The sequence below is a fragment of the Clostridium sp. genome, assembly GCF_029267215.1.
Lineage (GTDB): Bacteria > Bacillota > Clostridia > Clostridiales > Clostridiaceae > Sarcina.
Map to the genome: position 1 here is coordinate 133,097 of NZ_JARIDH010000022.1, position 13,346 is coordinate 146,442.

7 protein-coding genes and 1 riboswitch are annotated in these 13,346 nt (G+C 27.6%); of the genes, 1 reads left to right on the forward strand and 6 read right to left on the reverse strand.

Annotated elements, in window-relative coordinates:
* Nucleotides 1–574: 574 nt before the first annotated feature.
* Nucleotides 575–826 (forward strand): hypothetical protein, encoded by a 252-nt coding sequence (locus tag Q1K13_RS03075; RefSeq protein ID WP_300347658.1) that lies wholly within the window; start codon nt 575–577, stop codon nt 824–826.
* 1,336 nt (nt 827–2,162) lie between these two features.
* Here Q1K13_RS03075 and Q1K13_RS03080 read toward each other — a convergent pair.
* From Q1K13_RS03080 to Q1K13_RS03105, 6 genes are all read right to left on the reverse strand, one after another.
* Nucleotides 2,163–2,879 (reverse strand): ECF transporter S component, encoded by a 717-nt coding sequence (locus Q1K13_RS03080; protein ID WP_300347659.1) that lies wholly within the window; start codon nt 2,877–2,879, stop codon nt 2,163–2,165.
* A 196-nt stretch (nt 2,880–3,075) separates the two neighbouring features.
* Complete coding sequence (locus Q1K13_RS03085; protein WP_300347660.1) at nt 3,076–4,770, reverse strand: ABC transporter ATP-binding protein; 1,695 nt, start codon at nt 4,768–4,770, stop codon at nt 3,076–3,078.
* Nucleotides 4,752–5,639, reverse strand: coding sequence for an energy-coupling factor transporter transmembrane component T (locus Q1K13_RS03090; RefSeq protein ID WP_300347662.1), 888 nt, complete (start codon nt 5,637–5,639; stop codon nt 4,752–4,754). The genes Q1K13_RS03085 and Q1K13_RS03090 overlap by 19 nt, the downstream gene beginning before the upstream one ends.
* Before the next feature lie 105 nt (nt 5,640–5,744).
* Entirely contained in the window at nt 5,745–6,584 is an 840-nt protein-coding gene (locus tag Q1K13_RS03095; protein WP_300347663.1) for a DUF4430 domain-containing protein, read from the reverse strand.
* A gap of 79 nt (nt 6,585–6,663) precedes the next feature.
* The gene (locus Q1K13_RS03100; protein WP_300347665.1) at nt 6,664–11,916 is read right to left on the reverse strand and encodes a DUF4430 domain-containing protein; all 5,253 of its coding nucleotides are present in this window, start codon (nt 11,914–11,916) and stop codon (nt 6,664–6,666) included.
* Nucleotides 11,917–12,424: 508 nt separating this feature from the next.
* Nucleotides 12,425–12,604: riboswitch (cobalamin riboswitch) on the reverse strand.
* Between the two features lie 128 nt (nt 12,605–12,732).
* Complete coding sequence (locus Q1K13_RS03105) at nt 12,733–13,338, reverse strand: nucleoside/nucleotide kinase family protein (RefSeq protein WP_300347667.1); 606 nt, start codon at nt 13,336–13,338, stop codon at nt 12,733–12,735.
* Nucleotides 13,339–13,346: the final 8 nt, after the last annotated feature.

A 13,346-nucleotide genomic window follows, 5' to 3' on the forward strand; every position in this document is an offset into this window, starting at 1 on the left:
TTAATTAAAGAAATGCTATACCAACTTTCCATATTTATAAAAAATATACTGGTATAGCCTTCTTTACTTTATATGTTAATTTATATTATTTATTTTAAATTAATGATTAAATGATTATGATTTTAAATAAAACCCAAAAATGAAAAGCTATTCATTTTTATGAATAGCTTTTCATTCTGCACATAACCATATACACAATATAAATTAATACTAATCGATATACTTTGATTTTACCATTCTTAAAATTTTAAAACAATATCCTTATTTGTACAAAAAATTAGATTTTACCTCTTAAATATTTATTTTATATATATTAATTCTCTCTAACTTTTAATTTCGTTAAAATATTAATTTTATTTTCCATTTTCTAAATACAACTTCAAAAAACTAACATAAATTTAATTAAATAAAACAAATAATATTATATAAAATATTCATCATAAAACCCATTTGTAAACCTTAAGTAAACCATTTTTTAATTTTCCATTTTTTTCTATAAAATTCATTTATAGTGCTCTATAATTAATTTAGAAGTTATATTTTAATACTAATTTGTTTGTGAGGAAGGTATTTCATGTTTAAATGTAAAAAGTGTAATAAGTATTTAAAACTTGTATATAAGGATGTTGAAATTGAAATTAATGGTCTTACTATTAAAGCTATAAATGCTCCTGTAAAACAATGTCCTCTTTGTAAGGATATTCAAATACCAAAAATAGTTAAAAATAGGATAGCTATTTATGCTAATGAGGAAAATTCTCTTATAATAAACTATGGAAAATGTGAAGCTGAAGAGGTTATGGCTAGTCATATGCTAGTTGTTTAATTATTATAGTGTTTACCTATATTTATATCTATACAAAATTTGTTTTATTGTTTCTGTTTTAGTAGATTGTTGATTTTAGCTACTCTTTTAAACCTAATCAATTGTGCAGAGAGAGTTTCTATTTAATATCTAAAAAGTTCAATTAACAAAAGTTAAGTTAAAAATAATTTTATTTTTTAGACTATGTTTGTTAACTATTCACCACTTATAGAAAATTAATAATTCTATAAACTTTAGTTAAAGCATAGTCTTTTTTTGATATTTTAAATTCAATTGTAAATACTTCTTATTAATGTTATAATATTTGGAAATAAATGTATTTTAGAGATGAGGTGATTATAATTTATCTTATAGCTTTTTTTATATTAATAGGACTTAGTTTTTACTTAGGAAACAGCAATAAATCAGCTAATAAAAAACTTTTTATAATTTACTCAGTGTTCATGATGACTTTAGGAATATTTGCTTCTATTTTTCTTAAAGGAATTATGCTTAATAAACTTACTAAAACAGTGGAGATAAATAGCCATATTAATAATGATTTTATTCTTTGGGTAAATGAAAGATTTGATTTATATTTTAAAATTTCATACATTTACCTTTCCATAATAATAGCTGTGTTCCTCTTTAATCTTTATGCAGATAAAAATATACGTAATAGGGAATCCTCTAAAAATTTTACCAACTTAAATATACTTTCTATGTTTATATTATTTATAGGATCTAATATATTCTCCTTTAGCACTATAAATAAAAACTTTGATATTTCTTTTTATATAGTAATCTTATCTTTATGCCAAATATTTATACTTCATTTACCCCTAGTAGCTAAAAGACTTTATGTAGGAAATCCTAATGTTGAAGGCACGCTTTTTGATTACTATTGAACTACCTTTGGTCATAAAACCACAAAAATTCTTTTAGCTTAAATTTTACACTTTTATTACCACGCCACACTTATAAAAAATAAAGAGTCCAATTTCCCATTATTTCTCACTAACTTAATTAAATATTAAATTCATTTAAATTGTGAAGTTTAAACATTTTGCAATAAAAAATTTGAAGCCCTAAATCTAACAAAAAATTTAAATTGTGAAAGTTTGAACATATCTTACTCCATAATAATATAAAAAAAGAAAATCTATGAGGATTATTTTTCATAGATTTTCTTTTTTTATATTTTAACTTATTTTTTAATTATATAGATACTAAAAATTTAATTTTTCTTAAATTTAACCAATGCTAACTTATAAAAACAAACACTTGATTAAATATTGAAACATTAAATTTCTACATCTAAATTTATAAGCTTACTCTCTAAGTAATCTAGTAAAGCCTACACCTCATTTATAAGTCCAAATTTAACCTTTATTCTTCTTAATTTAGCACTCCATGGTGTATATAAAAAATATAAGAATACTGCAGTTGCAAATCCATGGGTAAAATCAAACCAAAAACTTGATATATAAAGGGCAAAAAATGCTTTCCATGAAAAATCGTAAACAAAACTAACTGCTGTGAATATATTCATTATCCATCCAAATAAAAATCCTGATAAGAATCCAAATAAACACAAACTTTTCTTTCCTTTTATTATTTTAAACTTGAAGAATAATCCTGCTAAAAATCCTATTAATCCCCAAGAAAACATTTGCCAAGGAGTCCAAGGCCCTTGCCCAAAAAATAAATTTGAAGCTAAGGCAGATATTGCTCCTGTTAAAAATCCAGCCTCTGGTCCAAATACGCTGGCTGTTATTATAACTATGGCTGATGTTGGTTTAAAGCTTGGAAGTGGTGCAAAGGCAACTCTCCCTACTGCCCCTATAGCTGCCATGACAGCAAGAGGAATCCATTCCCTAGCTTGTGGTTTCTTCATTTCATATATCATCAAAAATGGAATCATAGCTAATATTATTAAAAATATACTTATTAATCCATAGCTTCTATTATCATATAAACTATAAAATATCAAAGCTACAGGAAAAACTATAAGTATTAATATTAAGCTAATTAATAATCTTTTTCTCAAATTACTTTTATTTTCTTTACTCAATTATTAATTCTGTTGCCAAAAATCTATAGTTCTGTTTTAAACTAGTGTTTATTTTAGATAGGTATTTACGCTAATCTTAACAGGCAGTTTAGAATTTCATTAAACAGAACCAAATATATAAGCCCTAAAATATTAAGATCCTTTTATAGATTTTGAGCAACAGTCACCTCCTCTCTAAACATATTTAATTTTATATTTAATTTAAATTTAGATTGCATAACTTAACCACATCATCACAAGTTATTCCCTCTTTAAATATATCCCTAGTCATTCTATTGGCTACTGTTGTGTAAAAATTATTTCCACTAAAGAATTCAACTGGTTCTCCTTCTGAAACAATGCTTCCATCAAAAAACATAGCACATCTATCAGAATAATTAGCACAAAATTCTATATCATGACTTACTAAAAGTATAGTCATCCCATCTTTCTTTAGTTTCAACAATAAATCCCCTATTTCTTCCTTAGAATAAGCATCTAATCCTTTAGTTGGCTCATCTAAAAGAAGTATTTTAGGATTTAAAAGTAAAACCTTTGCTAAGGCAGCCCTTTGAATCTCCCCACCACTTAAATCATAAGGATGCTTATTTAAAAGATTTGTTATATTTAATTTCTCTGCTATATCTAAAACTCTTCTTTCAACTTCTATTTTTTCTAACTTGTCAAAGATAAAGACCTCTTCTAAATCCTCTTTAACAGTTTCAAAAACAAATAAAGACTGAGGGTTTTGAGGAAGAACTCCTAAATTTTCTTTATAAAGTGAGTTATTTTTATACTTTTTAATAGGAAGTCCATTAATAATAACCTTTCCCTTAAAAGGCTTTCTTTGATTTGAAATAATTGAAAGGGTTGTGCTTTTTCCTGTTCCATTCCCTCCTAATATAGAGTAGAACTCTCCTTTTTTAACCTTTAAAGAAAGATGGCTAATAGTTGGTTCACTTGTTTTATCATATTTAAACCATATATCTTTAAGCTCAATAGCTATTTCTTCAGTTAATATTTTATTAGAAGGTTTATTTAAACTTTTGACCTTTAATCCTTCTCCTAATAATTCTTTAATCCACCTCTTTCCACTTCTCACATCAAGAGGTATCTCCCCATTAAATTTATCCTCTAAATTTCTAAGTTCCTTATATATTCTAGTTGGTGTTGGAAGTGCTTTAAACATTTTATGCTTTTTACTATCTTCACATAAAATTTCAACCACCTCTCTAGGTGTTCCACTAGCTAATAAATTTCCATTATCTATAACAATAACCTTATCTGCCACAGGATATATATCCTCTAAATTATGTTCTGTTATTATGATTGTTGTTGATAATTCTCTGTTTATTCTAACTAAAGTGTCTAGAAAATCTTTGGCTGCTATTGGATCTAATTGTGATGTTGGTTCATCTAATATTAAAACCTTAGGTTGCATAACCATAATTGAAGCAAGATTTAAAAGTTGTTTTTGTCCACCTGATAATTCCACAACATCTCGTCTAAACCATCCTTGTATTCCAAAAAAACTACTCATTTCTGCAACTCTTCTTCTAATAGTTTGAGTGTCTACTCCTAAATTTTCTAATCCAAATGCTAATTCATGATACACCTTATCTGTTACTATTTGAGATTCTGGATTTTGAAGAACATATCCAATTTCACTTGATGTCTTCCTAAAATCACAATTTTTAAGATTTTCTCCATAATAAACAACCTCTCCATTTCTTTCTCCATAAGGCGTAAGCTCTGGTTTTAAGTGTTTTAATAAAGTACTCTTTCCTCCTCCTGATGCTCCACAAACTAAAATAAATTCTCCTTCATTTATGGATAAGTTTATATTATTTAAAGCTTTCTTTTCCTCCTTAGGATATGAAAAACTTAGATTACTTACTTTAATTGCTTCCATTTTATGTCCTCCATAATTTCTAAAAGACTTGGCATAATTCCTAAACTAAAAAATGCTACATAAACTACTATTGATTTAAAGTTAAATGGAATACGGGCAATTTTAGGATAGAACCTTAAACTTGAAATTCCCATTAAATAACCCACTCCTAAAATTATTGTAATAATTATTATAAAGGCAAGCATTATTCCATCTCTCTTTGTAAAAACAAATATGGAAAAGTTTGTTCTTCCCTTTAATCCATATCCTCTAGCCTTCATTGAATCTGCTGTCTCTACCCCATCTTCTAAGGCCCAGGTAACTAATATTGATAAAATCCTCATAGAACTTTTAGCCCTCTTAATCCAAGGACCACTTGAACAATCTAAACCCATAGTTTTCTGTGAAGCTGCTATTATTTTAGTTTGATTTATTAGCTTTGGAATAAGCCTTAAAGTCATACTTATCATTAAAGCTATGGAAGGAACTAATCTTCCAAATATATATAAAAACTTCTCTGATGTTATGATTTCATTATAACAACTAAACCACAAAACCACAGAAAGCATCATTCCTCCAGAACATACTCCATACATAAGAGATTCAAAAGTTACTGGATTTTCTCTTAAATAAAAAAGAACAGTTGCCCCTCTATGTACAAAAATCACATTTATAATAGCTATTCCTAAAGCTGTCATAAGTCCAAACAAAAATATTTTTTCAGTTTTATCCTCATCTAACAAAGAAGCATATATAACGCTACATACAAGTGATATAGCTATGAAAACTGGATGCATAAAAAACATTGAAGCTATTATCACGATTAAAAAGTAAGTAAAACTCACTATAGGATGGTATATTGAAAAAGCCCTTTCCTTATGAACTTTCATAAACTCACTCCTTTCTCTCCTATATAAATATTAATTAAGTTAAAATAACATTAGGAAGGCTTATAAACTTTAAGCCTTCCTAATTTTTATAATTCTCTATAGAATTTATGCACCTAAATCTTTTCCTAAATCACAAGTATAGTTAAATACTATTTTGTCTCCATCTTTTAACTTATATGCTCCAACCCCATAGTTTGGATATACTCCATTTACTTCATACATCCATCCACTATATTTTCCACAGTCAAATTCATATAAATTATCTATTCCTTGAATATAAATAGCACTTCCTGCCCCTGTATATTCCATTTGTATATTATGCTGACGCACTACCTTAGTTAATACATCAAAAACATTTTCACCGTCTTTTATATCAACTTTTGTAGTTCCTAATATTACACCATTTGAAGGAAGATGTGAAAATCCATCTTCCTTTCTAATTCCATAATCAATAGCCTTATTAGCCTTAATTGAAATTGTTACAGTTTCCTTGTTCTCTTTTTTTGGTGCTTCTTCCTTCTTAGCTTCATCAACTTTTACATTTGAATTTGAGTTATTTGAAGTATTAGTATTTATCTTACTACTATTATCCACAGTGGTTTTAGAAGTATTTTTATCATTATTAGTAGTGGAATCTGATTTTTTCTCACTTTGTGGAGAAGTTTTTTCTACCTTATTACCCTCTTTACTATCCTTTGGCTTTTCTGTATTTTGCTTCTCTTCTTTATTTTCCTTACTACTATCTTTTGAATCATCTTTCTTATCTTGAGGTTGTTCTTTAACCTGATCCTTAGTTGAAGATTTATCTGAACTATTAGTTTTATTAGTGTTTCCACTTTCAACTACTGCTTTATTAGCTACTACATTTTCTTTATTTTGATTAATACCAAAGGCAACGCCAATCAAAACAATAGCAGCTATTAAAAGCCCTATAATCTTCTTCATATCAACTTCTCCTTATTTATTAAAACTTAAATATAAAATTCAAACTAAATTTATAGTAAGAATATATTTACTTTAAGTTTTACTTAGCTTCTTTTTTCTTTTTATATTGTCTTACTATTAATTCTTTTAATACTAGTAAAACACATACACAAGCTAATGTTATAAGTACAACTTGGAAATTGCTTAATGGTTGTTTTTGATTTCCAGTAATTGTGTTTGTTGCACCATTCTCTTTTTCATTATTATCTGAGTTATTTATTGTATTTACTCCATTTGAAGCTTCTTTATTTGATTCATCAACTTTAGCATTCTCTTCATTAGCTTCCTTATTTTCAGCTTTTAAATTTGAAGCGCTTGTTTCTTTTCCTTCATTTGAATAAACTTTACTATTTGAAGAAACTTTATCATTTGAAGAAACTTTATTATTTACTTTATTATTTACTTTATTGTTTCCATTTAATGAGGCATTTCCATTTTCACTTAATAAAATACTTCCATTTCCATTTGATGAAACTCCATTGTTTACCACATTATTATGTGATGGCTTAATATTTGTATTTGATGAAGTTCCATTATTTGAACTTACTCCATTTGATGAACTTAAATTATTATTAGGTCTTAAAGCTCCAGAATTTGAAGAACTTCCACTATTTGATGTGTTTCCAGAATTATTATCACTATTATTTCCTGAGTTATCTGGTTTTATAACCTCTCCATTATTACCTGAGTTGTTTCCATCTTCAGTATTTCCTGAGTTATTATCTATTACAACGTCACTCATATCATATAAAGGAGTTTTATTTTCTAAATATCTTTTATATGCTGCTAAACCATACATAGCTTGCTCTGTAGCCATATCATTAGATGAAATTTCTCCTAATGAATGTTTAAATCCACCATCATTATTCATGAAGCTAATTATATCAGCCACAATCCAATTTTTTCCTTTTACAAATTCTTTGCTCTTTGGATTTATTCCTAAAGAAGTTAATCCAACTAATGTCTGAACTGATGCTTCTACATTTTTAACTGAGTCACTCATGTATCCACCATCATTTAACTGAGCTTTTGATAAGAAATCTAAAGCTTTGTCTATTGAAGCTTTAACATTTTCTTGGTTTTTATATTTGCTTAAAGCTTGTATTGCCATTCCTGTTAAATCTACATTTCCAACATTTCCTGATAATGCAAAACCACCATCTTTAAGCTGTGCTTTTAATATTGTATCTATCATTTTTTCTCTTGAATTTGTAGCATCCTTAGGTATTTCATAGTTGTTTGTGTCTAAAGCTATTAAAGCAAATATAACACCATTTAATCCTTGTTTTGAAACATTCTTATAATTATAAAGTTTTTCAACTAAATTATATCCACCAACATTTTTAGGATCTTTTCCTAAAGCTGTTAATGCTATTATTGTTCTTGAGTACTCTGTATATTTATTTCTAGTTAAATTTCCTTTTTTCTCTTTAACTACATTTACTAAATTATTATAGTAAGTATTTAAGTAAGCTTTATCATTAAACATTCCAGATCTTACTAATCCAAGTATATCCCATTCATTTCCAAAAGTTGGATTTTTAACATTTGATACAGTCCAGTTTATTGCACTCTTTAATGCTTCATCTAAAGATTTAGATGGATTAACAACATCAACTGGCTTATTATCAGGTTTAACCTCTGGTTTCTCTGGCTTAACATCTGGTTTTACAACTGGTGGTTCAGGTTTTACATCTGGTTTAACCTCATTACCTGTTACAACTAATTTAATAACTGGCAATTCTCCCTTATAAAATTCTGAATCCACATAAAGAATACTTGGTTGCCACTCTTTAAATACTCTACCATTTGTAATAGTATAAGTACCAGCTTTAGTTCCCTCAGGTATTTTAAACTTAATAGTTTGAAGGTTCTTGCTATCTTTTGCGCCATCTTCTGATTTTATTTCATTTAATCCTGGAATATTAGTATTAAATATTGTTTCAGCTTCTATTATTTGTCCCGCGTTTTTATCTGGCATTTCAAGGTTATTTATTTTTAAAGTAACCTCATCTCCAGCTTTTATTGGTTCTTTATTTAAAATTTCAGCTGTATATGGATTTTTATAATTCTTATTTTCTAAAACTTCTAACTTAAAGTTTGGTAAACTTGAGAAGTTTCCTTCTCTAACATCTGCATTTAAATTTGGGCCTTCTCCTGCTATTTCTCTTTCACTAAATAACTTATCTCCCCACCAAGATTCCTCTATATTTCCACCTGTGAAATTAAAAGTACCTGCTGTGCTTGCAGTAAATTCTATTGCATTCTTTGTAGCTATATTATACTGGCTTGCTGCACCATATATATTAGTAGCACCTGGCATATCAGTTTTATATTCTACTCTTGTTCTCTTTGGATTATAAACTCTTAAAAACTTTGGAACTGGAGTTTCTAATCCACTAAAACTTATCTTAACCTTATCTCCTTGAACTATTGCTTTTCCTGGATTTGTTAAGTTTGAAATGTTTATTCCTAATTTTTTAGCTTTTAAAGTGTATGATTCATAAGAAGTTTTATCTCCTTTACTTGCAGTAATACTTACTACGTTATACCCTTCTTTAAGCTTAATATTATATCTTCCTTGGTTATCTTTTATAACTTCTTTATTATTAAATAAAACATTTATATGGGCATCACTTGAATCTACTGTGAAGCTATAATCATAGTTATCACCTGTATAATATAAAGTATCGTATTTATTTTCTTTTATTGAAGTTATTATTTTAGGACCAATTCCTTTATTTTCTCCTGTAACATATACGCTTATTAACGCTGGTGTTTCAAGTCCTGGATATCTAACACTTACCTCTGCTACTCCTGGTTTTAAAGCAGTTATTAAACCTGTCTTACTTACTTTAATAACTTCATTTCCTTTAACAACAGAGTATGTCATTCTTGCAGTTTCATCATTTTCATTACTTCTTACATCTGGTGAATCAACAGCTATTATCTGATGAGTTTTTCCACTTTCTAAAACAAGATTTAAAGAATCAACAATTATTCCTGCACCTGGTCTTAATTTAACCTTATAGTTTATTGTATATGATTTAGTAGATTTATTTCCAGCATTATCGGTTGCTTCTATATCAATCTTGTTTGCACCCTCATTTAAATCTACAGTATATTCTCCTGATTTACTTTCCTCAAGTTCTTTTCCATTTAACTTAACAACTGGGATTATAGTTGAATCAACATTATCGCTTACTACTACTCTAAAGCTTAATTTCCCTTTTGAAACAGTTGAATTATCAGTTAAATTTGCTGATATACTTGGTGCTTCCTTGTCCTGCGGAATAGAATCTCTAACTTTAAAACTTATATTAGGTAATATTGAAAAATTCTTTTCATAAGCCCAATTCTTTTCAGTTGCCCCATTTATATCATTACCATACCACCATTGATATATTGAACCATTACTCATGGTATAAGTTCCTGGTTTAGCATCATTAGGTATTTTAAAAGTTACTGTGTTTAGTTTATTTCTATCTACATAAGTATGATTTCCTGCAGATTTTGATGAAACTTTTTCAAGACCTTTTAAGTTTGTAGTATATACTGTCTTTAATTCTTGTGAGTTATATTCTCCTGGAATGTAAGAAAATGATTCTTCTAATCCATTAAATCTAACTGTAACCTCACTACCTGGAACTATAGCATTTGCATTGCTTATTGAATAGCTTATTTTCTTACAAACTATTTTATAAGTTTTACCATCTACACTTAAATTGTTTTCACCAACTGGCATTTTTACTGCATACACATCACCAATTGGAGAAACTTCTTGTCCATTTAATAAAACCTTTGATGAAGCTTTAACTCCTTCTAGTTTTAATAAGGCTGAATCCTCTAAAGTATATACCTTATCAAACTCACTCCATTTGCTTAAATCTAATGAATAAGCCTTGCTTAAATCAACCTTAGGATTTATTTTTAAGTTTATAGTTGGGAATACTGAAAACTTTCCTCTAAAGGCTTCTTTTCCATATGAAAGACCTCCCCAAGATTGTCTTATTCCACCATTAGTTAATTGATATTCACCAGGCTCTGTATCATTTGGAATTTTAAATGTTACCTTTGATAATTTTTCTCTATTAACAGGCGCACCTTTTAAGGTTTCTGAACTTACAGTTTTTAAACCTGGAATATTAGTATTAAACTCTAAAGTTGTTTCTTTTAATTTATAATCAGAACCATTTTTCATGGCTTCTTCAACCATTCCATTAAAATCAACAGTTACTGTTCCACCTGGTACTGGATTTCCTTCTATTTTATAAGGAAGTGTTTTACAAGTTATTGATATTGGATAGCGACTTCCCCATCTAATAACTGATAATTCATGTATTCCTGGTGTTATGTTTATTAGTCCATATTGTCCTTTTACAGGAACTTCTTTTCCATCAAATAAAACTGGTTTAAGATCAGAATCACCAAGTCTTACAACTCTTGCCCATATTGATTTTTGTCCTTCTGCTAAATAAACTGTATTAGGATTTGGTTGATCCCAATTACTAAACATATCTAAATCAAATGAAGGCTTTACATCTGGTACTACTACTTCTTCTTTTTTAACTACTAAACCTTTTATTGAAGCCTCTAAATCATTTAAAAGCTTATCCATCTTCTCTCCATAAGCTTTTGTATCACAATCCCCATTTCCTAATTCAACAGACATCATTTGTCCTATTTGTTCATTTGTAGGGATTTCTTTTTTAACTGTAGTTATTTCATCTTGAAGCTTTTTAAAACTTTCTTCTGTATATTTATCTTTAGAGATTTTCTCTGCTTCATTTAGTTTGCTTCTTAACTTGTCTATTTTATCTACAACTAAAATATCTTCTCCCATATCCTTAGCTGTATATTGAAGTCTTACTACATCTCCATTTTTTAATGTGTAGTCAGACATTCCTACATTTGGATAAACTCCATTAACTGAGTATTTCCATCCACTTACTGAACCATGGTCAAATTCTGATAAGAAATCTCCCTCTGGAGTTTTTATTCCTGATATATAAAAGTTTTTATCTAAGGTTCCTGTACTTTTATATTCTATCTTAAGATTTTTCAGTATCTTATCTATGGCTACGGATGCCTTTTCTCCTACGGTTATATTTTCTTTAGTAGGTTTTAAGATATCACTTTCTCCTAAAACTCTTCTTTCAATTGATAAAGTTATTGTTCCAGTATTTTTACTATTCTCTGCTGCAAATACTGCAGTCGGTGTGAATAAATTCATAAAGAAAATCAAGAACGTAAATACTGACAATAACTTTTTAAATTTAAAATTACTCTTCATTTTTCACCTTTCCTCCTAAATTATAGATGCTTAAATAATTTTTAGCATAAAAAATAGACATTCACAATGAATATCTATCTAGGAATATACAAGTTATTATCTGATTGTATTAAAACTATTTCAAATTTTAAAACAAGCTTTTAATTTATATATTATAAACAATTATATAAATTTTTTAATCTTGAATTAATAAAAATGCCCTTTTTAAGTTTTAAACATATTTAATATGATATTTTAAATTTCCTTAAATAAAAGTTTTAACTTTATAATTTCAAAAAAAAAAAACAGACTTCATAATTATAATAAATAATTTATTAATAAAAAATCAAACTTCATATTCTCATAAAAAGTTCATTTTATAATCAATTATAATAAATTATGAACAAAATTTAATTTAAAATGAATAAGACTTAAATAATCACATTAAATATATTAATTTACTCTTAAGCACTCTATATTAACCCTATATAAAAGCTAATCAGTTTCCTTGTTTCTTTCCCCAGAAAGATACTCTAAGTTGAAAAAGGCAGGTCTCCTGGCTCATAACTCACTCTCTTTAGTACCTTCCCATGAAAACTCACAGTGGTATATCACTAAAGAAAAGTTACTTACAGTTGCTGGGGGCAGCTTTAGCATTTAACTAAATTCCCTATTAAGCATTTTATACACCTAATTCAAAAGTATGCTTATTAATTTAATTTTATTCCATATAACATATTAATATAAATATAGATTTTATTCAACAAAATTTTAGACAAATAAATATTTAATACTTATTATTTTCATCTTTTAACTTAAATTAACTATTTTTAAATATCAAATTAATGATTTAACCCATTCATAAAGTTTTTCTCCTACTTCTTCTTTAGATAGGTTGTCTACATTTAAAACATCTACATTATTATTTTTTAGTAACCAATCCTTTTTTAAAGGCAATAAGTTATTAATCTGGTAATCAAAAAAGTTTCTTGAGCGTGTTTTATCTTTTTCTTTATTTCTGTATAAGGTTTCATCTTTCCCATTTAAAAACAAAATTCTATCTGGCATAAATTTTCTCAATTCCTCTAATTCCTTATGAAGTCTTTCGTAAACATTCCAGTCTAATCCCTTACTCTTAGGATAGTTTAATGTGTAAAATTCTATTTCTTCAGCGCCATAATCCATAATTGAAAAGCCATACTTTTTTGCATTCTTTCCTCTTTCAATTTCATTTCTTATCCACAGCCTTTGTATTTCAATATATTCTTCAAATACATCCTTATTTAACCCTCTATTTTTAATCTCCTCAATAACTTTTGAATTATCTTCATAAACAATATTTACATTTAGTTTTTTACTTTCTAAATGCTTTAAGGCAGTTGTCTTGCCAACTGCCATGGCTCCTTGTATTGATAATACTGTTCCTCTCTTTTTACCCTTCATTTTTAATA

Coding starts and splice junctions, on each gene's coding strand:
- Q1K13_RS03095 (WP_300347663.1), bottom strand. CDS start 6,584: ATGAAGAAGATTATAGGGCTTTTAATAGCTGCTATTGTTTTGATTGGC.
- Q1K13_RS03085 (WP_300347660.1), bottom strand. CDS start 4,770: ATGGAAGCAATTAAAGTAAGTAATCTAAGTTTTTCATATCCTAAGGAG.
- Q1K13_RS03090 (WP_300347662.1), bottom strand. CDS start 5,639: ATGAAAGTTCATAAGGAAAGGGCTTTTTCAATATACCATCCTATAGTG.
- Q1K13_RS03075 (WP_300347658.1), top strand. CDS start 575: ATGTTTAAATGTAAAAAGTGTAATAAGTATTTAAAACTTGTATATAAG.
- Q1K13_RS03105 (WP_300347667.1), bottom strand. CDS start 13,338: ATGAAGGGTAAAAAGAGAGGAACAGTATTATCAATACAAGGAGCCATG.
- Q1K13_RS03100 (WP_300347665.1), bottom strand. CDS start 11,916: ATGAAGAGTAATTTTAAATTTAAAAAGTTATTGTCAGTATTTACGTTC.